General features: G+C 55.6%; 21 protein-coding genes. 7 read left to right on the top strand and 14 right to left on the bottom strand.

Annotated elements, in window-relative coordinates:
• Positions 1-72: 72 nt before the first annotated feature.
• The 6 genes from QMZ65_RS06165 to QMZ65_RS06140 form a co-directional block, all read right to left on the bottom strand.
• Entirely contained in the window at positions 73-855 is a 783-nt protein-coding gene (locus tag QMZ65_RS06165) for a siderophore-interacting protein (RefSeq protein WP_255253265.1), read from the bottom strand.
• A 395-nt stretch (positions 856-1250) separates the two neighbouring features.
• The gene (locus tag QMZ65_RS06160) at positions 1251-1460 is read right to left on the bottom strand and encodes a hypothetical protein (RefSeq protein ID WP_034823294.1); all 210 of its coding nucleotides are present in this window, start codon (positions 1458-1460) and stop codon (positions 1251-1253) included.
• 184 nt (positions 1461-1644) lie between these two features.
• Positions 1645-2511, bottom strand: coding sequence for a helix-turn-helix domain-containing protein (locus tag QMZ65_RS06155; protein WP_097118076.1), 867 nt, complete (start codon positions 2509-2511; stop codon positions 1645-1647).
• A gap of 256 nt (positions 2512-2767) precedes the next feature.
• On the bottom strand, positions 2768-2932 hold the full coding sequence (locus QMZ65_RS06150; protein WP_283215601.1) for a DUF2474 domain-containing protein: 165 nt from the start codon (positions 2930-2932) through the stop codon (positions 2768-2770).
• 1 nt (position 2933) lies between these two features.
• Positions 2934-3938, bottom strand: a complete 1005-nt coding sequence (gene cydB / locus QMZ65_RS06145) for a cytochrome d ubiquinol oxidase subunit II (RefSeq protein WP_283215600.1) — start codon at positions 3936-3938, stop codon at positions 2934-2936.
• A 2-nt stretch (positions 3939-3940) separates the two neighbouring features.
• A complete protein-coding gene (locus tag QMZ65_RS06140; RefSeq protein WP_097118079.1) occupies positions 3941-5356 on the bottom strand; it encodes a cytochrome ubiquinol oxidase subunit I in 1416 nt (471 codons plus the stop codon).
• Positions 5357-5925: 569 nt separating this feature from the next.
• On the opposite strand from QMZ65_RS06140, the gene yghX reads away from it, so the two are divergent.
• Positions 5926-6816 (top strand): YghX family hydrolase, encoded by an 891-nt coding sequence (yghX, locus tag QMZ65_RS06135; protein ID WP_283215599.1) that lies wholly within the window; start codon positions 5926-5928, stop codon positions 6814-6816.
• A gap of 90 nt (positions 6817-6906) precedes the next feature.
• Here the strand turns inward: yghX and QMZ65_RS06130 are convergent, their stop codons facing one another.
• Positions 6907-7272 (bottom strand): winged helix-turn-helix transcriptional regulator, encoded by a 366-nt coding sequence (locus tag QMZ65_RS06130; RefSeq protein ID WP_097118081.1) that lies wholly within the window; start codon positions 7270-7272, stop codon positions 6907-6909.
• Positions 7273-7373: 101 nt separating this feature from the next.
• Here QMZ65_RS06130 and QMZ65_RS06125 point away from each other — a divergent pair, with 101 nt between their 5' ends.
• Both QMZ65_RS06125 and treF read left to right on the top strand, forming a co-directional pair.
• A complete protein-coding gene (locus QMZ65_RS06125) occupies positions 7374-8228 on the top strand; it encodes an SDR family oxidoreductase (RefSeq protein ID WP_097118082.1) in 855 nt (284 codons plus the stop codon).
• A gap of 317 nt (positions 8229-8545) precedes the next feature.
• A complete protein-coding gene (gene treF / locus QMZ65_RS06120; RefSeq protein WP_097118083.1) occupies positions 8546-10201 on the top strand; it encodes an alpha,alpha-trehalase TreF in 1656 nt (551 codons plus the stop codon).
• Positions 10202-10327: 126 nt separating this feature from the next.
• Here the strand turns inward: treF and QMZ65_RS06115 are convergent, their stop codons facing one another.
• On the bottom strand, positions 10328-11152 hold the full coding sequence (locus QMZ65_RS06115) for an alpha/beta fold hydrolase (protein ID WP_160833023.1): 825 nt from the start codon (positions 11150-11152) through the stop codon (positions 10328-10330).
• A gap of 217 nt (positions 11153-11369) precedes the next feature.
• Here QMZ65_RS06115 and QMZ65_RS06110 point away from each other — a divergent pair, with 217 nt between their 5' ends.
• Positions 11370-12959 (top strand): MFS transporter, encoded by a 1590-nt coding sequence (locus QMZ65_RS06110; RefSeq protein ID WP_097118085.1) that lies wholly within the window; start codon positions 11370-11372, stop codon positions 12957-12959.
• A 6-nt stretch (positions 12960-12965) separates the two neighbouring features.
• Here the strand turns inward: QMZ65_RS06110 and QMZ65_RS06105 are convergent, their stop codons facing one another.
• Positions 12966-13874, bottom strand: a complete 909-nt coding sequence (locus QMZ65_RS06105) for a LysR family transcriptional regulator (protein ID WP_058959305.1) — start codon at positions 13872-13874, stop codon at positions 12966-12968.
• 129 nt (positions 13875-14003) lie between these two features.
• Between QMZ65_RS06105 and QMZ65_RS06100 the strand changes: the two genes are divergently transcribed.
• Positions 14004-14564 (top strand): antibiotic biosynthesis monooxygenase, encoded by a 561-nt coding sequence (locus tag QMZ65_RS06100; protein WP_097118086.1) that lies wholly within the window; start codon positions 14004-14006, stop codon positions 14562-14564.
• Positions 14565-14583: 19 nt separating this feature from the next.
• Positions 14584-16452 (top strand): amidohydrolase, encoded by a 1869-nt coding sequence (locus QMZ65_RS06095; RefSeq protein WP_502921521.1) that lies wholly within the window; start codon positions 14584-14586, stop codon positions 16450-16452.
• A 102-nt stretch (positions 16453-16554) separates the two neighbouring features.
• On the opposite strand, the gene QMZ65_RS06090 is transcribed toward QMZ65_RS06095, so the two are convergent.
• The gene (locus tag QMZ65_RS06090) at positions 16555-17502 is read right to left on the bottom strand and encodes a sensor domain-containing diguanylate cyclase (RefSeq protein ID WP_211728587.1); all 948 of its coding nucleotides are present in this window, start codon (positions 17500-17502) and stop codon (positions 16555-16557) included.
• A gap of 394 nt (positions 17503-17896) precedes the next feature.
• Between QMZ65_RS06090 and uxuA the strand changes: the two genes are divergently transcribed.
• The gene (uxuA, locus tag QMZ65_RS06085; protein WP_283215597.1) at positions 17897-18961 is read left to right on the top strand and encodes a mannonate dehydratase; all 1065 of its coding nucleotides are present in this window, start codon (positions 17897-17899) and stop codon (positions 18959-18961) included.
• 66 nt (positions 18962-19027) lie between these two features.
• On the opposite strand, the gene fabF is transcribed toward uxuA, so the two are convergent.
• From fabF to QMZ65_RS06065, 4 genes are read right to left on the bottom strand one after another with little or no spacing between them, the layout of a single operon-like run.
• Complete coding sequence (fabF, locus tag QMZ65_RS06080) at positions 19028-20302, bottom strand: beta-ketoacyl-ACP synthase II (protein WP_283215596.1); 1275 nt, start codon at positions 20300-20302, stop codon at positions 19028-19030.
• A gap of 10 nt (positions 20303-20312) precedes the next feature.
• Positions 20313-21869: a DHA2 family efflux MFS transporter permease subunit gene (locus QMZ65_RS06075; RefSeq protein ID WP_283215595.1), complete on the bottom strand. Its 1557-nt coding sequence runs from the start codon at positions 21867-21869 to the stop codon at positions 20313-20315.
• Complete coding sequence (locus tag QMZ65_RS06070; RefSeq protein ID WP_211728584.1) at positions 21866-22906, bottom strand: HlyD family secretion protein; 1041 nt, start codon at positions 22904-22906, stop codon at positions 21866-21868. Before QMZ65_RS06070 ends, QMZ65_RS06075 begins: the two co-directional genes overlap by 4 nt.
• Positions 22903-23445, bottom strand: a complete 543-nt coding sequence (locus QMZ65_RS06065) for a winged helix-turn-helix transcriptional regulator (RefSeq protein WP_283215594.1) — start codon at positions 23443-23445, stop codon at positions 22903-22905. Before QMZ65_RS06065 ends, QMZ65_RS06070 begins: the two co-directional genes overlap by 4 nt.
• Positions 23446-23540 lie beyond the last annotated feature (95 nt).

Below are 23540 nucleotides of genomic sequence, written 5' to 3'. Positions count from 1 at the left end.
TTAAGGGAGGTTGATAGTAGTCTGCCGCCTGGCAAAATTCAACACAGGCGGCAGCGGGCGCGGCGAAGTCAGTTATTTCTGATGCCAGTAAGCCACCGCGCGTACGAAATCAGTGTGCGCACCACGGCGTTGCGTGAAGTAGTCGCTCAGCAGTTTTACCGCTTCACCTTCACCGGTCAGCCAGATGAAATACTCTTCTGTGGGCAGTGAGATCTGATCCAGCTGCGCAATCAGCGGGCCGAGGTTATCTACCTGCATGCTGCCACTGCCGAGCCAGGTCACCTGCACATTTGGCAGATCGCCGAGATAATCGCGTCCGGTGGTTTCATCGGCGTAGGCCAGCAGATGGATCTGCTGCGCCTGCATCTCAGCGTAGCGACGCTTGAAGGCTGGCAGACCGGTCTCATCGCACACGTAAATCTGGCAAGCATAATCCACGGGCACCACACAGGAGCCACGCGGGCCGCCCATGGCGATTTGATCACCTGGCTTTGCCTCATTCGCCCAGCTGCTGGCCACGCCGCCATCGTGAATATAGAAATCGAGCGTCAGGGAATCCGTACCGTTAAACGCCAGCGGCGTGTAGTCACGCGCAGCCGGACGTACGCCACCAGGCCAGACGATCCCTTCTTCGGTCATTTGCGGCAAGGCCAAAGCACTGCCAGCGTTGTCCGGGAAGAACACTTTGATGTGATCGTCGAACGATGGCGAATTGAAGCCCGCCAGATCGCTGCCGGTAAACTCGATGCGCCAGAATTCACCGGCGATTAAGGTTTTGCTCGCCACGGTGATATGACGGAAACGTAATTCGTTGCGTACGCGCTTCGGTGCGCGATCGTTAGTGTTTTTTTGCAAGAGATCTCTCCAGACAAAGGCGTTACTAAATGCGAACCTGCTGTTACCCATCCGGGGTGGCAGGATTGCCGACCCTTCAGCTGACGATACCGTAACTTGAGAGTCGTTCACGTCAAACGTTATCGAAAATCATTCTCATCTGACGTCAGGCAGAATAGCTATGATATATCTTCGATGCAATGCCGAAAAATGCTATTGGGAAAAGTTGCAGAATTTTCGGTGTGGCTTGGCAGGTATTAACGCTGAAGGGGTTTCAGGAGAGCACCGCAGCGAGTTCTCCCGCAAAGGGAATTGAGTTCGACTAGCGAACAACAGCAAGCAACGATCGCGCCGCAACAAACGTGCGGCGTGTCATCGATATTAACGGAGTAAAGCGCGGTAAAACGGAGGTGAAATCAGGCCTGATGGTTACTGCAGTTGACAAAGCTATTGTCATCCTGGCTGTGCTGCGGCAGCGGGTTATCACCCACAATTTCATGCTGCTGGCAGTGAGTCTGATGAGGATGCAGGCCGCCCGGCGGAGAGAAAGGCTCAGCCATCTGTGCACTTGCCAGCGAGGAAAACGCCACAAGCGCTGTCATGAGGAACAACGGTAAAAGTCGCATAATTTTTTCTTTTTCACTTTAGCGGTCCAGAGCGGACCAGGAATGCAGGTGATTATCCAGCCTGATGTGTGGCGGCTGGTGTTTTACGCGGCCAATCAGGTTTCAATGAAGGATTTTACGCCAGTTACGGCGAATATTTTATAAAATCGTGCGGTTAGTCACAGATAACCGCACGATTTATGCATTAGCAGGTGGAGACCGGAATGTAGAAAGTGCCCTGCAGCAAATCGGGCGTGCTGTATTTCAGATCCAGCTTGAGCAGGTCTTTACCGGCCCGGCGCGCCACACCCAGTGCAGGCAAGTGGTTGTAGTAAATCTCGGCGGTAAACGCGTTGATCTCTTCCGGCGTACCGTGCCAGTCAATTTCCGCATATAAACCACTCTCGCCGGTCCAGTTCTGCACGTTGCGCGGCAGCACATCGGCATACTGACTTTCCAGTGCCTGGAACAAGCTAATGTGCTGCTGATCGGCTGAATTCACTCCCGGACTGAACTGGAATCCCAGCCAGCCACGACTGACATGCTTACCGGCAAAACGGACAAAATCGCGGGTATACTGCGCGACCACCTGATTATGATGATCGATGTACTCGCCAAAGCGGCACTCCCACTCAATCACTTCGCCACACAGCTGCAACTCCGGCTTCTCGGCCAGACGCGCGTTGACCCACGAACGCTGCGTGGAAATACGACTGTGGAAATCCTTCATCAGCATGTCCGGGATACGACGATAGGCGCCGGGCGTCATGGAGAAGTGGCTTTTGAATACCCTCGTGAAATTCTGCTGGTTATCGAAGCCAAAGCGCACGGCAATATCGATGAGCGGCATGCTGGTCAAACGCAGCGCCATCGCTGACATGGTCAGGCGACGCTTGCGCGTATACGAGGCCAGCGTTTGGCCGGTCATCTCTTTGAACATGCGCTGCATGTGCCACTTGGAGTAACCAGATTTCAGGGTAATCAGATCGATATTGAGCTCATCGGTCAGATTCGCCTCTATCCAGTCCACCAGATCGTTGATGTACTGTTTTTTAAGATTCAGGCTGAGCATGATTTTTTCAATCGAGTGATAAGTGTGAAGGTAATGAATTTGCGCGATTAGTCACATAAATATAACAAAAACGTATTACTTACGTAAGGAAGAGTAAAGGCAGCGAGGCGGGAACAGCATTAATTGCTTAGGTTACTAACGTTTTAGGGTCAATTTTTGCACTGCGATAATGTGAATAAGGTCGCTATTACCAGCGACCTTCACGCAATTTTTGTAACGGGGCGCACACTGTTGCGAAACCGGTCTCTGTGAAGACTCAGTGCGTATGCATGCCTGCCGCGTTCAACATCATACGAAACAGTGATGCCACCACACCCAGTGCCAGCACGCTTGCGCCATAAATAATGACCAGCCATATCACCCGCTTCCACCATGGCGACGGCGTTACCCTGTCTTTCATCTTGCTGACCTGGATTGGCATATCAATGGTACCCCTCATCGGCTTTGATTTTTCCGCGGAACACGTAGTAACTCCAGAAGGTGTAACCCAGAATCACCGGAATAATCAGTAAAGCGCCCACCAACATAAACGCCTGGCTACTGGCCGGAGATGCGGCCTGCCAGATAGTGATCGACGGCGGTACGATGTTTGGCCAGATACTGATACCCAGACCGGAGAAACCGAGGAAAATCAGCGCCAGCGTCAAAAGAAACGGTGTGTAATGCGCCTCACGCTTGATGGCGCGCACAATCCCCCACGAGCACAGCACCACCAGTAGCGGAACCGGCAGGAACCAGAACAGGTTGGGACGTGAGAACCAGCGTTGCGCGATATCCGCGTGGGTGAGCGGCGTCCAGACACTGATAATGCCAACCACCAACAGCAGCGTCAGGGTGAGCGGTGTGGCCAGCGCTGACATTTTGCGGTGCAGGTCGTGCTCAGTTTTCATAATCAGCCAGGTGCAGCCCAGCAGTGCATAAGCAATCACTAAGCCAATACCGCAGAACAGCGGGAACGGCGCCAGCCAATTCATTGCTGAACCGACATATTCACGGCCTGATACCGGGAAGCCATTAAGAATGGCGCCCACGGCCACGCCCTGACTAAAGGTCGCCAGCAGCGATCCGGCGATGAACGATTTATCCCAAAACGGACGATGCTCTTCAGTGGCTTTAAAGCGGAACTCAAACGCCACGCCGCGAAAAATCAAACCGATGAGCATCGCGGTTAATGGGATCGATAGCGCATCCAGCAGCACCGAATAGGCCAGCGGGAAAGCGCCATACAGCGCTGCGCCCCCCAGTACCAGCCAGGTTTCGTTACCATCCCACACTGGCGCCACGGTGTTGACCATCATGTCGCGCTCGATCGGATCTTTGTTGAATGGCAGCAACAGCCCAATCCCCAAATCGAAGCCATCCATCACGATATACATCAGGGTGCCAAACACGATGATGGCGAACCAGATGATAGAAAAGTCGATCATAATTATTGCTCCCCACGTTTATGGGTATTGGCCGCTGACAGCGGACGAGCCGGAGTGTGTTGCTCGCCCGGGCCACCGTGCGCCACTTCTCTACCTTCACCGGTCACTGGACCTTGTTTAATCAGGCGCATCATGTAGTGATAGCCGACACCAAACACCGAGCAGTAGACCACGATGAACGCCATCAGGCTGATGCTCATGTGCAGATTGCCATGGGCGGAGACCGCATCAATGGTGCGCTGCACGCCATACACTACCCACGGCTGGCGACCCATTTCGGTGGTGATCCATCCCGCCAGAATGGCGATCAGTCCCGATGGCCCCATCAGCAAGCAGAACCACAAAAACGGCCGTGACTGATACAGGCGCTTCTTCACCCGCAGCCACAGGCTGATCACACCCATACCGATCATCAACAAACCGAGCGCTACCATCACGCGGAACGACCAGAAAATCACGGTGGAGTTTGGGCGATCCTCTTTCGGGAAAGTTTTCAGTGCCGGGATCTGCTTCTGAAGGCTGTGCGTCAGAATCAGGCTACCGAGATAGGGAATCTCCAGCGCATATTTGGTGCGCTCCTGCTCCATATCCGGCACACCGAACAGAATCAGTGGCGTGGCTTCACCTGGCTTGTTTTCCCAGTGCCCTTCTATCGCCGCGATTTTGGCTGGCTGATACTCCAGCGTGTTCAGGCCATGTGCATCGCCGAGAAACGCCTGAATCGGTGAGACGATCAGTGCCATCCACAGCGCCATCGAAAACATCTTGCGCACGGCAGGGTTGTCATTGCCTCGCAGCAGATGCCAGGCCGCTGAAGCGCCGACAAAGAAGGCACTGGCGAGGAAAGCCGCGGTGGACATATGTAGCAATCTGAACGGGAATGACGGGTTAAAAATGATCTTGAGCCAGTCCTCCGGCACCACAACGCCGTTTTCGATGATGTAACCCTGTGGGGTGTGCATCCAGCTGTTACTGGCCAGAATCCAGAAGGTCGAGAAGATGGTGCCTAACGCCACCATGCAGGTGGCGAAGAAGTGCAGACCAGGACCGACGCGATTCCAGCCAAACAGCATCACACCGAGGAAACCCGCTTCCAGGAAGAAGGCGGTTAACACTTCATAGGTGAGCAGTGGCCCGGTGATACTGCCGGCAAACTGCGAGAAACCACTCCAGTTAGTGCCGAACTGATAGGCCATTACCAGCCCGGAGACCACACCCATACCGAAGTTAACGGCAAAGGCTTTGGACCAAAAATGATAGAGATCGCGATAGGTCTCGTTGCGGGTTTTCAGCCACATCCCTTCGAGCACCGCCAGGAAACTGGCGAGGCCGATGGTGATGGCTGGAAAAATAATATGGAAGGAGACAGTAAAGGCGAACTGTATCCTTGCCAGGTGAAAGGCATCTAATCCAAACATTGCTTACCTCATTGCCACAAAGTGCACTGGAATTTTTACTTATAATGAACCACAGCGTGCGGGGAGTTATTTCGTCTTATCGGATGAAAGGTCGCACTAATGTAAAAGGAAGCAGTCAGAACGAAAATAAACAGAGGAAGTCTTTAAAACTATAACAGTGTTTGTTGATAACGATCATTGTCTTCATCAAAGACTAATTGATTGATATCACAATTCTAAGGTTAACAACCCTCGATTATTGTAGCGATATTGTTATTAATCTTCACGCTAAGATCTCAACGTTAAACGTTAACTCTCTCATTTGATTATTTTTTAGTGCGGATAACAGGAAGGTTAATTCAATCCTTAACCAGATAGCGTGTCAATAATTCCAGACAATATGATGTTATCTCGATTGTTAATTAAAATAGCCCACTTTTAAAACCAAAGGATATATTTTTTACGGGCCTGGGCCAGACACATTGCGCTCCTCTCTCTCTTAACGCTTTGCGGCATAGCGTTTGCAAGCATTAACCCGCTGTGCTTTTTTAGAGCAGCAAAGCCATCGGTTAATCAGCGAAGGAGAGGTTATGACCCGTCTTACCGCACAGGATTTTCCCCAGGAACTGCTTGAGTTATATGACTATTACGCGCACGGCAGGATCAGTAAACGTGAGTTCATCACCCTGGCCGCCAAATTCACCATCGCTGGCATGACCGGTGCCACCCTGCTTACCGCCATGAGCCCCAACTATGCACTGGCGCAGCAAGTTGAATTCACCGACCTCGAGATCAAACCCGAATACATCCACTATCCCTCTCCGCAAGGCCATGGCGAGGTGCGCGGCTATCTGGTGCGTCCAGCCAAGGCAACCGGCAAAGTGGGCGCGGTGGTGGTGGTGCATGAGAATCGCGGACTGAATCCATACATTGAAGATGTCGCACGTCGCGTGGCCAAAGCCGGATATATCGCGCTGGCACCGGATGGCCTGAGCTCAATGGGCGGTTATCCGGGCAATGATGAAGAGGGTCGTGCAATGCAGGCCAAAGTCGATCCCACTAAGTTGATGAACGACTTTTTTGCTGCCGTCGATTTCCTGATGCACCACGAGGAAGGCACTGGCAAGGTGGGGATCACTGGCTTCTGTTACGGCGGCGGCGTGGCGAATGCTGCTGCAGTGGCCTTCCCGGAACTGGCTTGTGCGGTGCCATTTTATGGTCGCCAGCCCAAAGCGGAAGACGTGCCGCGCATCAACGCCCCGCTGCTGCTGAACTATGCCGCGTTAGACAAAGGCATCAACGAAGGCTGGCCAGCCTACGAAGAGGCGCTGAAAGCTAACCATAAAACCTATGAAGCCTATATCTATCCCGGCGTGAATCATGGCTTCCACAACGACTCGACCCCACGTTATGACAAAGCGGCAGCAGAGTTAGCGTGGAGCCGGACATTGGGGTGGTTTGAGAAATATTTGCACGTCTGACAGTGCCGAACTTGCGTAGCGGACTGATTTATCGGGTGTTCCCAGGTGCTGACACATCAAGGAGATGCGCGATGCATGAGGCCGCTACGCCTACGCGTTATCCTTTACAATGCGGTGCACATTGCTTTCCAGCCAGTCGGCCAGGCCAATCACGTGCCCTTCAACTTCACGTCCGAGCGGCGTCAGTCGATACTCCACATGCGGTGGCACCACTTCATAGGCGATGCGCTCGATAAACCCATCTTCTTCCATATAGCGCAGCGTTTGCGCCAGCATGCGTTCACTGACGCCACCAATCTTGCGGCGCAATTCACTAAAACGCAGCGTTTCTTCGCGCAGCGCTAATAATACTAATACGCTCCAGCGGCTGGTAATGCGCTTGAGCACGTCACGTGAAGGGCAATTGACGTTAAGCAGCTCGCCGCGGATAAATTTATTACTCAATTTTTCAGACATTTATGCTGCCTCTTCCAAACTAACAAATCTGTAAGTACTTACTAAAAGTTAGTTTATCCCTTAGGCTGATTTCATTCCAGCTCAAACTGAAGGAGAACATCATGATTGCGATTACCGGTGCCACAGGCCAACTGGGCCGTTTGGTGATTAACGAGTTACTGAAAAAAGTGCCTGCCAGTGAAGTGATTGCGGCAGTGCGTTCACCTGAGAAAGCAGGCGATTTGAAAGCGCTGGGCGTGACGTTGCGCGCGGCGGATTACAGTAAGCCAGACACGCTGAAAAGCGCGTTCAGCGGCGTCGACAAACTGCTGCTGATCTCTTCCAGCGAAGTCGGCCAGCGTGAAGCGCAACACCAGGCGGTGATTGATGCGGCAAAAGCGGCGGGCGTGAAGTTTATCGCTTACACCAGCCTGCTGCATGCGGACACCACCACGCTGGGTCTGGGCGTTGAGCACCGTGCTACCGAAGCGATGTTAAAGGCCTCAGGCGTGCCCTATGCCCTGCTGCGAAACGGCTGGTACACCGAAAACTATGCCGCCAGCATTGCCCCGGCGCTGGCGCATCACGCCTTTATTGGCGCGGTGGGTGAAGGCCGCATCTCATCGGCCGCTCGCGTGGATTATGCCGCCGCCGCCGCTGAAGTGATCAGCCGTGACGATCAGGCTGGTAAAGTGTATGAACTCGCTGGTGATGAGAGCTATACGCTGGCCGAGTTCAGCGCCGAGATTGCTAAACAGTCTGGCGAGCAAGTGGATTACATCAACCTGCCGCCTGCTGAGTTTGAGGCAGCATTGAAAGGCGCCGGTTTGCCGGATGCGTTGGCAGAACTGCTGGCGGACTCCGATGCCGGTGCCGCACAAGGCGGGCTGTTTGATGACAGCCGAGCGCTGAGCAAACTGATTGGTCGCCCGACCACGCCTTATGCCGAGGTGATTAAAGCCACACTGGCAAAATAATGCCTGTTCAGGCCAGCCCGAGCTGGCCTGATTCCCGTCTCGTATGCCATCAAATGATCAAAGCCAAACGCGGTATTTAAGTCAAATAATGGCGATTTTCTTATTTACAGATAATTCTGTGCACTGATTTGAACCAGCATTTAAAACACTGCTTTCATTTCCTGAAATATAGCTTGTTGTAATCGCTGAAAATTCACTAAAAAGCCGGATCAATCGACAAGATTTATTACGTTCATAGATATTTCGCATTGTTGTCTCGGCTATTCAAAGCTCTATAATTTGTCCTTTGAGCAACCAGGCAATTTCAGGAGGCCGCTATTAATACTAACCAGCAACATCAAGCTTTCGGGGAACACGAAGCCCATGCTGATCTGGGGTATCAATACGATCCTCACGAATTTATCCGCGAAGGCATGGAGGATTCCGAGCCGGAACCGGAGCTGATCCAGGGTCTGCCCGCGCCAGATGCGCTCACCCCTGCCGATCGCTACCTTGAACTGTTCGAGCACGTGCAGATGTCGCGCATATTTCCGGATGGAAAAACCTTCCCGGACTGCGCGCCAAAATATGATCCGCTGGATATATTAATCCGCTATCGTCGAACTCGTCGCTCGGCCGAATTCGATCTCGAAAAATTCGTGCACGACCAATTTTATTTACCTCAGGTGAATGAAAGCTTTTATGTTTCCAATCCTGATAAATCGCTGACGGAACATATTGACGAGTTGTGGCCGGTGTTAACCAAAATGCCGCAACAGCATTTACCGCACTCATCGCTGCTGCCGCTGCCAAAACCCTATGTGGTGCCCGGCGGACGCTTTGGTGAGACCTATTACTGGGACTCCTATTTCAGCATGCTCGGCCTTGCCGATGCCGGGCGTGACGATTTGCTGCGCGACATGGCAGATAACTTCGCATGGCTAATCGATAACTACGGCCACGTGCCAAACGGCAACCGGACTTATTATCTCAGCCGCTCACAGCCACCGGTGTTTGCCCTGATGGTTGAGCTGTTTGAAGAGGATGGGATTCGCGGTGCCAAGCGTTATCTCGACCAGCTGATGAAAGAGTATCAGTTCTGGATGGATGGCGCGGGCGAGCTGATGCCACATCAGGCTTATCGCCACGTGGTGCGCATGCCGGATGGCTCGCTGCTCAACCGCTACTGGGATGACCGCGACACCCCGCGTGATGAGTCGTGGATGGAAGACGTGGAAACTGCCAGCAAATCGAGCCGACCGGCTAATGAGGTGTATCGTGATTTGCGTGCCGGTGCCGCATCCGGATGGGATTACTCCTCACGCTGGTTGCGCGATCCGCAACGTCTGGCCAGCATTCGCACTACGCAGTTTATCCCTGTGGACCTGAATGCGTTTCTCTACAAGCTGGAGCTGATGATCTCCACGTTGTCGCATGCTAAAGGCGAAGAGCTGACGGCGCTGGCGTGGCAGAAGAAAGCCGACACGCGTAAGCAGGCGATTCATCGTTACCTGTGGGATGACACCGCAGGCGTGTACCGTGATTACAACTGGCGCGACGAACGCTTTGGTGCCTTCACGGCAGCGGCTGTGGTGCCGCTGTTCCTCGGCCTGGCCACGCCGGAGCAAGCGCATCTGCAGGCGGTGGCGCTGCGCCAGTTGCTGCTGACGCAGGGCGGTCTGGTGACATCGATGGTAGAGAGCGGTGAACAGTGGGATAAACCCAACGGCTGGGCACCATTACAATGGATGGCGGTAGTGGGTCTGAATCATTACGGCGAAGAGACGCTGGCGACAGAGATTGCCGTTAACTGGCTGACCACGGTGAAGAACTTCTATTCGCTGCATCACAAACTGGTGGAGAAGTATGACATCAGCGGCGATCGTGCCCGTCCGGGTGGCGGCGGTGAATATCCACTGCAGGATGGATTTGGCTGGACCAACGGTGTGACCCGCAGGCTAATGTCGATGTACGGGCATCTGCTGGCGGATTAAAACAGAAAGGGCGCATCAGCGCCCTTTCTTTTTGGTGGTCATTATCGCAGCGGCTTATTGCGCATCTGTAAGCGGCGATGCAGCCCTGGATTCGCGCGATAAATTGCGCCGCTATGCAACCTGCGCTTATTTATTTCCCTGCAAGAACGCCAGTAAGTCGTCGTTCAACTGATCCTGATGCGTCACCGCAAAACCGTGCGGGCCGTTTTCATACACTTTCAGCTCCGAGCCTTCGATCATCTCGTGTACCAGCTTACCGGTGGCTTCAAAGGGTACAATCTGGTCGTTGCTGCCGTGGATCACCAGCGTCGGCACATCCACTTTGGCGATATCGGCGCGGAAATCGGTCTCCGCAAAAGCCGTGACACAATCAATTGTGCCTTTCAGTGAGGCCAGCAACGCAATATTCAGCGTCTGCGTCATTACGCCATCTGAAATAGTCTGGCCGGCATTGGCACCATAAAACGGCGTGGCGAAGTCTTTGATAAACTGCGCACGATCTTTACGCAAGCCGTCTTTGATACCATCAAATACTGCTTTTTCAACACCTTCCGGATGGTCATCGGTTTTGCCGAAGATTGGCGTCACCGCGCCCAGTAGTACCAGCCCTTTCACTTTCGCCGTACCGTAGCGACCGATATAACGTGAGACATCACCACCGCCCATTGAGAAGCCCACCAGCGTGATGTCATCCAGTTGCAGATGCTCAATCAGCGCATGAATATCATCGGCGAAAGTATCGTAATCGTAGCCTTCCCACGGCTGCTCAGAGCGACCAAAACCGCGACGGTCAAACGCAATCGCACGATAGCCGCGTTCGGCGAGGAAATTCAGTTGGCTATCCCACATATCCGCATCCAGCGGCCAGCCGTGGCTGAACAGCACGGGCTGTCCTTTGCCCCAATCTTTGTAATACAGGTTAACGCCGTCTTTTGCTTTGAATGTGCTCATGTTTTTTGCTCCGTTTAGTGAGTGATGTTGTGTCTGCCAATCAAACTACATTCGGTTGCTGTAAAAACCTAAAGCAGAGATTTTGACAACTTGTTCAAAGATTTTTGCCCTGCAAAGCTGTCAAAAAAGCCTGAACAAGTTGGCCGATTTTTTCCGCTATCAAGCGTCTGGCGGGATTCGTAAGGTGCATACATCGCACATTTACAGGAACACGATGATGAGCCAGCAAAACCCAACGACGCCACGCGGCGGTGCTTTTTCTCCCTTCGCCTACGGGCTGTTCGCCCTGATCTGGACCGCCTCGGTACTCGGTAATACCGGCAGCTTTATTCGCGACGTCGCCAGCGCCTGGTTAGTCACCGGCTTATCCGATAATCCGACCGCCGTGGCGTTGATGCAAACCGCCGCCACCCTGCCGGTGTTCCTGTTGGCACTGCCCGCGGGCGTGCTCTCTGATATCGTCGATCGCCGCCGTCTGCTGATCGTGGTGCAGATTCTGATGGCCAGCGTCAGCGGCACTCTGCTGGTGCTGTCGCACAATCACTGGCTCACCGTGGAATGGCTAATCGGCCTGACCTTTGTCGGTGGCATTGGTGCTGCGCTGTTTGGCCCGGCCTGGCAGGCGATTGTCCCTGAACTGGTGCCGCGTCATGAGCTGAAAAACGCCGTAGCGCTTAACTCGCTCGGCATCAATATTGCCCGCGCCATCGGGCCTGCCACTGGCGGTTTACTGCTGGCAAGTTTAGGCGCCATGGCGGCCTACGGTGCCGATGTGGCGAGTTATTTTTTCGTTATTGCTGCCCTGCTGTACTGGAAACGTCCGGCGAAAGCTAAAACCGAACTGAATGAGCACTTCTTTGGGGCCTTCCGCGCGGGCCTGCGCTATGTCAAAGCTAGCCGTGAACTGCACCGCGTGCTGTTCCGTGCCGCGATGTATTTCGCCTTTGCCAGTGCCATCTGGGCGCTGCTGCCGCTGGTAGCGCGCACCATGCTGCACGGTACCGCCGGTTTTTATGGTTTGCTGCTGGGCGCAGTGGGCGGCGGCGCGATTGCCGGTGCGCTGCTGTTACCGCGTCTGCGTAGCAAGCTGAGTAACGATGGTTTGATGTTGCTCTCAGCGGTGCTCAGTGCGCTGGTGATGCTGGCCCTGGCGATGAGCCCGCCGCAGTGGCTGGCGCTGCTGTTGATGCTGGTGCTCGGCATCGGCTGGATTATTGCACTGACCACCTTGAACGGCGTAGCGCAGGCGGTATTGCCGGATTGGGTGCGCGGCCGCGGTTTGGCGGTGTATCTGATGGTGTTTAACGGCACATTGGCCGGTGGCAGTCTGGCCTGGGGTCTAATCGCGCAGCAACTGGGGCTGGCCGCCACTTTGCTGATTGCCGGGGCCGGTCTGGTGATCACTGGCGTACTGCTGAAACGTCTGGCACTGCCTGCGGGTGAAGCCGATCTGCAACCCGCTGAGCATTGGGCCATGCCGGTGGTGCACGATGATGTCGATGTGCGTCATGGTCCGGTGTTGATTCAGATTCGCTACCGCGTGCCGCAGGAAGATCGCGCCGCGTTCAAAAAGGCGATTCACAAATTGGCACAGTCTCGCCGCCGTGATGGCGCCTATTCATGGGGACTCATGGAGCAAACCGACGATCCGACAGCATTGCTGGAGTGGTTTATGGTGGAGTCCTGGCAGGAGCATATGCGTCAGCACCAGCGTGTGTCGCACGCCGATGCCGAACTTCAGCAGGCCGTTCTGCAATATCATCAGGGTGAAGAAGCCCCGCAGGTCAGCCATCACATTGCGATATAACAGCCTTTACGCGGGAGAATAAATCTCCTGCAATCCTGGCAGCGTGAGCAGGTGCTCACGCCACCAGGTTGCCGCATTGCCGGTCGCGGTTTCATTCCACGCCAGATACGCCATATCGCGGCGGCATTCGCTATCCAGCTGACGCGCCACCAGCGCGCCACTCTCCAGATGCGGTCTTGCCAGATACAGCGGCAGATAACCACAGCCCAAACCATCCAGCTGCGCCTGCAGTTTCGCCGGGAAGTCATGCACGCTCAGCGTCTTCTGCTCATCCAGCACGCGTAAATCAATACCTGCACCGTGACGAGACGAGTCGTGCACTGTCACCGCGCGGTACTGACGAATCTGCTCGCGCAGCAGTGGTTCAGGTGCGGAAGCGAGAGGATGCTCCGGTGCGACAGCAAACACATAATCCAGCCAGCCGAGCGGCTGGCAGACAATCTCTTTGCGCGTGGCGGGTTCCTGCACCGCGCCAAAGACAATGTCCGCTTCGCCATAGTTAAGCGCTTCCCAGCAGCCAGCCAGCACGTCCTGGCGGAATTGCAGCTGAGTATGCGGATGCTCCTGATAAAACTGATCGATTAACGGGGTCAGAATGCGAAACGGCAGCGATGCATCGACGCTGATCACCAACTGGCTTTCCCAGCCGCTTTCGACGTAGCGCGCCTGTTGCTCTAACTCATTCACCGCGCGCAGCAGGGTGCGTCCTTTTTCCAGCATCAAACGCCCGGTCGGGGTGAAGGTGGCGCGATGGCCAGAGCGATCCAACAGCGTGATCTTGAGATCGCTCTCCATCTTCTGCACGGTGTAGCTCAACGCCGACGCGGTTTTAAACAAGCGCGCAGCCGCAGCGGCAAAGGTGCCGTGGCGATCCAACGCGTCCAAAATCAGCAGCGCCTCAAGGTTTAAACGCATACCCCATGCCTCCCCAAAAATTGTTGAACAACAACCCAAAATCTATCCGTTATCAATAAACGCTCTCATTTCGTATTTTTTTACTCAACGACGCAAGCACTTTCACCAGCGGAAACTCAGGAACTTACGATGAATTACTCACAACAAGCCAACCATGTGACGCTGGTGATTACCCACAGCATCCTGCCAGAACAGCAGGCCCATTATGAGCAGTGGCTCGACACCATCATGCCGCAGGCTGCGAGCTTTCCTGGCCATCTTGGCGTCAACGTGCTGCGCCCGGTGCACGGCGACAATGCTTACACCGTGCTGATTCGTTTTACCGGATTGGATGAGCTGTACGCCTGGCTGAAATCGGATCAGCGCAAAACGTTAATCCAGAACCTGCCAGCGATGCTGGCACTGCCGGAACACATTGAAGTGCGCCCCGGCGCCGCGTTCTGGTTTACCCCGACGCAAAAAGGCCAGGTCAAACCGGCGAAATGGAAACAATACTTACTGACGCTGGGGGTGATTTTTCCCTCTACCAACCTGGTGCCGTGGTTCTGGAATCAGGTGTTGCCCGCCGCGCACGGCACGCTGTGGGGCCACTTACTGAATGATGCCAGCGTGGTGGCACTGGTGGTGTTCTTGTGGATGCCGATCGTTACCCGTGTTTTAAAACAGTGGCTTATTGGCCGCAACGCGTAATCAAACTGGAGAAGAGATGATGACAACGGCCTCACTGATTTTTACCAACGGCAAATTCCATACCGTGGATCGCGCCAACCCGCTCGCCACTGCGGTGGCGATCAAAGACGGCAAGTTTCTCGCGGTAGGCAGCCAAGCGGAAGTGATGCGCTTTGCTGGCAGCGACACGCAGATTATTGATGCCAAAGGCCACACCGGTATTCCCGGCCTTAATGACTCGCACCTGCACCTGATTCGCGGTGGCCTCAACTACAACCTTGAACTGCGCTGGGAAGGCGTGCCGTCACTGGCCGATGCGCTGCGTATGCTGCGTGAACAGGCGCTGCGCACCCCTTCACCGCAGTGGGTGCGCGTCGTCGGCGGCTGGAGTGAATTCCAGTTTGCTGAACGCCGCATGCCGACGCTGGATGAGATCAACGCCGCCGCGCCGGATACGCCAGTGTTCATCCTGCACCTGTATGACCGTGCCCTGCTGAACCGCGCTGCGCTGCGCGTGGTCGGTTACACCAAAGACACGCCGAACCCACCGGGCGGTGAAATCCAGCGTGACAGCAACGGTAACCCGACCGGCATGCTGATTGCGCGCCCTAACGCCATGCTGCTGTACGCCACGCTGGCGAAAGGACCGAAGCTGCCGCTGGAACAGCAGGTTAACTCCACACGTCAGTTTATGCGTGAGCTGAACCGCCTCGGCCTGACCAGCGCCATTGATGCAGGCGGCGGCTTCCAGAACTATCCCGATGATTACGATGTGATTTCGGAACTGCACGCCAAAAAGCAGCTGACGGTGCGCATTGCCTACAACCTGTTTACCCAGCGTCCCGGCCATGAACTGGAAGATTTCGAGAAGTGGACCGACATGCTGAAGCCGGGCCAGGGCACCAATTTCCTGCGTCACAATGGAGCGGGCGAGATGCTGGTGTTCTCGGCGGCCGATTTCGAAGACTTCCTCGAACCGCGCCCCGACCTGGCCCCCGGCATGGAAGATGAGCTGGAGCGCGTGGTGCGCCATCTGGTTGAGCATCGCTGGCCGTTCCGTCTGCATGCCACCTACAACGAATCGATCAGCCGCATGCTGGACGTGTTTGAAAAAGTAAACCGCGATATTCCGTTTAACGGCCTGCACTGGTTCTTTGACCACGCCGAGACCATCACCGAAGCCAACATTGAGCGCGTTAAAGCGCTGGGCGGCGGGCTGGCCGTGCAGCATCGTATGGCGTTCCAGGGTGAGTACTTCGTCGATCGCTACGGTAAAGAAGCCGCCAAACAGACGCCGCCGGTGGCGCGCATGCTGGATGCGGGCGTGCCGGTTGGTTTGGGCACAGATGCCACGCGCGTCGCCAGCTACAACCCATGGACCGCGCTCTACTGGCTGGTTTCTGGCCGCACCGTCGGCGGCATGCAGTTGTACGATGACAATGCGCGTATTGACCGCGAAACCGCGCTGATGCTGTGGACCAAAGGCAGCGCCTGGTTCTCCAGCGAGCAAAACGCCAAAGGGGAAATCAAAGTGGGTCAGTTAGCGGATCTGGTGCTGCTGTCGAAAGATTTCTTTAGCGTGCCAGAAGAGGAGATTAAAGGAATTGAATCGGTATTAACGCTGGTCGATGGCGAAGTGGTGTATGCCGCAGGCGGCTTCACGCCGCTGTCACCGCCACCGGTGCCAGTGTTGCCAGAGTGGTCTCCAGTGGTCACCGTGCCGGGCCACTACCGTAGCGCGCCACCGCAAGCCAGTGGTCGTGCGGCGATGATGCCGAAAGTGCACCAGTGCAGCGGCCCTTGTGGGGTACACAGCCACTCACACGATGTGGCACGCCAGTCTTCGGTGCCGGTGTCGGATAACCATGCCTTCTGGGGTGCGCTGGGCTGTTCGTGCTTCGCGTTTTGAGTTAAAGGCGGTTTATGGCCCTCTCCTGGTGAGAGGGCTTTGCTGCAAATGGGGGCACAGACTTTGGCGGTGGCGCGGGTCTATTTCCGCAACCGCAAAAGATTACCCCGCCAGGCCAAACCCTTGCTTGCCGTTCTTCTTAATCTGGTACATCGCTTCATCGGCACGCGTCAGCGCCTCATCAAAACTAAAGTGCGGCTGCACCGTCGCCACGCCAATCGAAGCACCAATCTGCGCATGGCCGTTATCAACATCAAACGGCGTCAGTGCGGCATCCAGCACCGCCTGCATCATGATGCGCACTTTGGGGAAATCGATCAGGAACGGCATCAGCAGCACAAACTCATCCCCGCCCAGACGCCCCACCACCACGTTCGGTGGCACCTGGTCAAGAATGCGCTGGCTGAGCTGAATCAACACTTCATCGCCACTGCGATGGCCGAGCGTGTCGTTAACATGCTTAAAGTTATCGAGATCGATAAATGCCACGCACAGCGGCCCCTGCGCTTTCATTTTAGCGAAATGCGTTTGCAGCGCGTGGCGGTTGGTCAGACCGGTTAGCGGATCGTGATGCGCCAATGAAGAGAGCTGCGCTTCGTACTGCTTCTCTTTGGTCATATCGATGTGCGTGCCGGTAACTTTGAGCGGATTCCCCTCTTCATCCCACTCGGTCACGCGCCCACGATCCAGCACCCAGGTAATTTTGTCGTTCTTACCCAGCATGCGATGCAGCGCCTCATAATAAGGCGCACGCCCTTCGATGTGATCGTAAAACGCCCTGAGCACTTCATCGGCGTCCTCGGGGTGCAGGCGTTCGCGCCAGACTTCAAACTGCGCTTTGGTCTCTTTCGGCTGAAAACCCAGCATCGAGCCCCAGCGTCGATTGAAAATCACCAGCTTGCCGCTGGGAATATCCAGCTGCCACAAACATAAACCGGTTCCGTCCAGCGCCGCACTCAGCTTGTTTCGCGCGTCATGCGCTATGCGCTTTAAGCGCGCATTATGCTTTTTCAGGTTCTGAATCTGCTGACGCAGCGCTTCTTCGGACATGATGGCTGACGGAGAGGAAATAAGGGTTATTCTGCCTGCCAGGAAGTTTCTGATAAATAAAACAAATGAAAAGCCGATCAGTAGCGGAAAATTGCATCAAGCTCAGAGGGAACGGCGAAGCATTGAGGTTATTTCAGCTAACAAAACTTTCTTTATTCCTGCAAGGCAGTAGAAAACGCGCCTGGGAAAAGGCGTACCTCTTCTTTCCGTTCTCGTTGCGTTAGCACCCGAACTAAATTTAGGCCACGTAAATCCGCCACACCGCCTGCTTTTCCGAAGAAATTGTGTTCTGTGACGCGGATCAAGAGATATTCGTTAGTCGATGCTGTGATCATGTTTACTAGAATGGTAGTTTAACAGTTATCGCAGCAACACGATGACGGTGGATGAGATTATGCAACTGACAATGCGTTGGTTTGGTCCCAAAGAAGATAAAGTTTCGCTGGAATATATACGCCAGGTGCCGGGTGTGCGTGGCGTGGTGGGCGCGCTGTATGACGTGCCGGTCGGGGAAACCTGGCCGAAAGATAAGATCAAAGCACTGGTTGATCAGGTACATGCCGCCGGTCTGACGGTGGAAGTGATCGAGAGCGTCAACATTCATGACGACATCAAGATCGGCCTGCCGAGCCGCGATCAATATATTGAGAACTACAAGCAGAGCATTCGTCACCTCGCTGAAGTCGGTGTGAAAGTGATCTGCTACAACTTCATGCCGGTGTTTGACTGGATGAAGACCGACATGAATTACGTGCTGCCTGACGGCTCACTCACCATGGCGTTCGAGAAGAAAGGCATCGATAAGAGCCTCGACGAAGTGGTGCAGGAAGTGTTGGGCAACTCAAACGGTTTCGCGTTGCCAGGCTGGGAGCCAGAGCGTCTGGCGAAAGTGCAGGATCTGTTTGCGCAATACAAAGACGTTGACGACAACAAGCTGCGTGAAAACCTCGCTTACTTCCTGAAAGCGGTGATCCCGGTATGTGAAAAAGTGGGCGTGAAGATGGCGATCCATCCTGACGATCCACCGTACTCGATCTTCGGTCTGCCACGCATTGTAAAGAATCGCGAAGACCTCGACTGGATCTGTAACGTGGTGGATTCAGAGGCTAACGGCATCACGCTGTGTACCGGATCGATTGCGGAAGATCCGCAGAATGATGTGTACGGTATTCTGGCCGAGTTCTCACGCCGCAAACGTATTCCATTTGCGCACGTACGTAACATCAAGATTATTCAGGACAAAGATTTCTACGAGTGCGCACATCCTACTGAGTATGGCTCGCTGGATATGTACAAGGTGCTGCAATCGATGCACGACAACGGCTTCGATGGCTACATTCGTTCCGATCATGGCCGCTTTATCTGGGGCGAAACCGGACGTCCGGGCTACGGTTTGTATGACCGCGCACTCGGCACCACTTACCTGATGGGTCTGTGGGAAGCGCTGGAAAAGCGCTAATTCACCCTGCCCTCCAGGCCGCTGATAACAGCGGCCTTTTTTATTGCCGTCAGTCTTCCCAGCACGTTAACGAGAAACCTCATCCCAACCCTTAAACAGCAAGCTGGCATTCACGCCGCCGAAGCCAAAGCCGTTCGACAGCACATGCTGCATCACCATCGGCAGAGGTTTCAATGCCACCAGATTCAGCCCGGCAGCGGCTTCATCGGGATTTAGCAGATTGAGCGTGGGCGGTGCGATTTGATCGCGCAGTGCCAGGATCGAGAAGATCGCCTCCACGCCGCCCGCGGCACCCAGCAGATGCCCGGTGGCGGATTTCGTCGAGGTGATTGCCACATTGCTGTCCGCAAACAGCGTGCGAATGGCCGCCAGCTCGCCTTTATCGCCCACCGGCGTGGAGGTGGCATGAGCGTTGATATGCTGCACCTCGGCTGGGGTGATGCCCGCCTGCGCCAGCGCAGTCTCCATCGCACGGCGAGCGCCCTCACCGGTTTCCGGTCCGGCGGTGAGATGGTAGGCATCGGCACTGGTGCCATAGCCGACCAGCTCCGCCAGCGGTGTCGCACCGCGTGCCTGTGCATGTTCCAGTGATTCAATCACCAGCAGACCTGCGCCCTCACCCATTACAAAGCCATCGCGGTCACGATCAAACGGACGAGATGCCTGTTCAGGATGATCGTTAAATCCGCCTGACATCGCTTTCGCAGCCGCAAAGCCCGCCAGACTGACGCGATGGATCGCCGCCTCGGTGCCGCCGCACAGCGCGATGTCTGCCTCGCCGCTGCGGATCAATCGTGCCGCATCGCCAATCGCCTGCGCACCCGCCGCGCACGCCGTGACAGGGGCGCCAATCGGGCCGCGAAAACCGTGGGCAATCGACACATGTCCCGCCGCCAGATTGGCAAGGAAGGAGGGAATGGTAAACGGCGATAAGCGGCGCGGGCCACGATTGGCGGTGGTTTCAACCGCGTTGGCAATCTCGTTGAAACCACCAATGCCAGTGGCGATCACCGTCGCGGTGCGCTGGCGATCCGCCTCATCCTGTGGGAACCAGCTAGCTTGCGTCAGCGCTTCATGCGCCGCCACCAGCGCAAACTCAATAAAGCGATCCATTTTCTTGCGATCTTTTGGCGCGATCACGCGCTCGGGATCGAAGCCATGCTGTTGATCTTGTTCCAGCGTGGGCACTTGACCCGCCACTTTGCAGCTGATGTCCTGCACCATCTCGTCCGGTAAGGCGCTGATGCCGGATTTCCCTGCCAGCAGTGATTGCCACACCGCTTCTGTACCGCAGCCGAGCGGGGAAACCATCCCCATACCAGTAATCACAATACGTTTCATCGATAACTCCTTAAGCTGCGGGCTTTTTCATCAAAGGCACCAGCAGCGCAGCGATACAAAATCCGACCATGATCAGCCAGAATGCGTCCGAAAAAGCCTGCGTGCGCGCCTCGCGCAGGGTGAGTGAAGCCAGCGATTGCAGCGCCGCCGTGTGCGCCGCATCCAGGCTGAGTCCGTTAAACATCAGGGCTGCGGTGCGCGATTGCAGATAGTCGCCGAGCGACAAACTGGCGCTGTTGAGGTGATCGGCCAGGCGGCTGAAGTGCAGATTGGTGCGGTCATTCAGCACGGTGCCGCACAGCGCAATGCCGATAGCGCCACCGAGATTACGCATCAGATTAAACAGTCCTGAGGCTAATTTTAGTCGCGCGGGTGGCAAGCTGCCGAGCGTCAGCGTCACGGTGGGCGCCACCGCAAACTGCTGCGCCATGCCGCGAAACGCCTGCGGAAACAGCAGCTCTTTTGCGCCCCAGTCATGGGTAATCGGCACAAAGAAAAACATCGATACACCAAAACTCATCAGGCCAAACGCCAGCAAAATGCGCAGATCGACGCGGTTCGCCAGCCAGGCATAAAGCGGGATCGACAGGATCTGAAAAATGCCGGTGGAGAAGATCGCTAGCCCGATCTCCAGCGCACTAAAGCCGCGCACCTGGCTGAGAAACAGCGGCGTGAGATAGATGGTGGCGAAGATCCCCACGCCAGCCATAAACGAGAAATAACAGCCGAGGCTAAAGCCTAGATCTTTTAACGCGCGCAGATCCATGATCGGCTTGGCGTGGTTTAGCGTGCGGAAGATAAACAGCACGCCACACAGCAATGCGATCCAGCCTGTGGTGGTGATGGTGCTATCGTCAAACCAACCCCAGCGCGGCCCCTCTTCCAGGGTGTACTCCAGACAGCCCAGTGATAGCGCCAGCAAGACAATGCTGAAGTAATCCGCACCGCGCAGTAACTCGGGATTCGGCGAGTCGATCCTGACCAGCAGCGGCACCGCGATGGCGATGTAAATACCGGGAATGATGTTGATGTAAAACAGCCAGTGCCAGCTGAAGTTATCGGTGATCCAACCGCCTACCGTGGGCCCTAGCGTCGGCGCTAATGAAGCCAGCGCACCCACAGTGGCGGCCGCAATCACCCGCTGCTTACCCTGGAAAAAGGCAAAGGCGGTAGTGAACACCAGCGGAATCATCGAGCCGCCCGCCAATCCCTGCAAGGCGCGAAAGGCGATCATGCTCTGAATATTCCACGCCCAGCCACACAGCAAACTCATTACCGTAAATCCGCAGGCGGAGACGGCAAACAGCCAGCGTGTGGACATCACGCTCGCCAGCCAACCGGAAAGCGGGATGATGATGATTTCCGCGATCAGGTAGCTGGTTTGCACCCACACGGTTTCGTCGTCACCCGCCGAGAGCCCCCCGCCGATATCCCGCAATGAGGCGGAGACAATCTGGATATCCAGCAAGGCGATAAACATGCCGATGCACATGGTGGCAAAGGCGAACACCTTCTTGCTGACCGGCATCTCCGCCGGTGCCATCAGCGGTGCAGCCACGCTGCTCATCGCGCGCTTCTCTCATCCACCGTCACCGTGACGGAAAGACCAGGGCGTAACAGACCCAGCACCGCCGCGTCGCCGTCCAGCACAATGCGCACCGGCACGCGCTGGACGATTTTGGTGAAGTTGCCAGTGGCGTTTTCTGCCGGAAGAATGCTGAAGCGTGAACCGGTGGCTGGCGACAGGCTGCCAACATGGCCATTAAAGGTGCGACCGGGTAACACGTCCGCGACGATGCGAGCCACCTGCCCCGGCTTCATATTGGCTAGCTGGCTCTCTTTGAAGTTGGCATCGATCCACAGCCCTTGAACAGGCACCAGCGACAGTAGCTGCGTGCCGCTGCTGACATAAGAACCTGACCAGGCGCGACGATTGCCCACCACACCATCAAAGGGGGCGCGGATTTCAGTGTATTCAAGATTGAGCTTCGCCATCGCCAGCCCCGCTTGAGCCTGAGTTAAGGCGGCTTTGGCCTGCTGCTCACGGGCATCCAGCACCTGCAACTGGCGCTCGGCAACGGTTTTGTCGGCGCGGGTTTTGCTCTCTTCCGCCATCGCCTGATGGTAATCGGCCTGAGCATGATCGCGGATCTGCTGTGAGACCGCGGAGCTACTGGCCAGCGCACTGTAGCGGCGCTGATCGGAGGTGGTTTTCAGTGTTACCGCCTGCGCTGCCAGCAGAGAGGCGTGCGTGCCCGCAATAGTGGCAAGTTGCAGCTGGCGCGTGGCAGCGATATCGCTTAACGCGGCTTGCTGTGCTGCCACTTCACCCGTTGCCTGATCCACCGCCGCCAGATAATCACGGTTATCCAACTGCACCAGCAGATCGCCTTTTTTCACCTGTGCGTTGTCCTGCACCGCCAGCGTGTGAATGTAACCGGAGACTTTGGCGGAGATGGCGCTGATATCTGCCCCGACATAGGCATCATCGGTCGAAGGCATAAAGCGCGCGGTGTGCCACCAATAGTAGCCGTAACCTGCCGCCGCTAAACCGCCGATTGCCACTGCCAGCAGCAGAGCGGATTTTTTACGCGTGCGGGTCATGGCTGTTTCTCTGTAAGAGGCGGAGAGAATTTCAGCGTGCTGTCACCCGCGCGTTTTTTCTGCAAATAATCATGGCGATAGTGCATGATCGGTGCCGCTGCAGGGCCGGGCACCATTTGGTATTTATCGCTGGTGAGCGGTTGGCCGTTTTCGCTATCGACCAGCTGCGGTTTCACTGGACGCTGGGTGGCGGTTTCCACCAGCTGCATCTGCCTTCCTTCCGGCGAGAAGTGGGTGCTGCCCCACTCGGCCAGCGCCAGGATAACGCCACGCAAATCACGTCCGGCGGGCGTAAGGTGATATTCGAAGCGCATCGGCGTAGTGCTGTAACACACCTTTTCCAGCAAACCATCTTCCACCAGCTCTTTCAGGCGGCGCGACAGGATGTTCGGCGCCACGCCGCTGTTTTTCTGGAATTCGTCAAAACGGGTAAACCCGGCCAGCGCATCGCGCATGATTAGCATGCTCCAGCCATCGCCGATACGGCCAAGGCTGCGCGCAATCGGGCAGGCCATTCGATAAAGCGGTTCGTTTTTCATGGTGGTATTCCGCAGAGGATCTTATGCGGCATACTGTTGCAGAGTGACTATCATTTTGCAAGTGACTTGCATAATGAAAGCAAGGAGTGTTCATT

Origin of the sequence: Pantoea sp. EABMAA-21, from assembly GCF_030053335.1 — a bacterium.
Lineage (GTDB): Bacteria > Pseudomonadota > Gammaproteobacteria > Enterobacterales > Enterobacteriaceae > Pantoea > Pantoea communis.
This window is presented reverse-complemented; position numbering and strand designations above follow the sequence as displayed.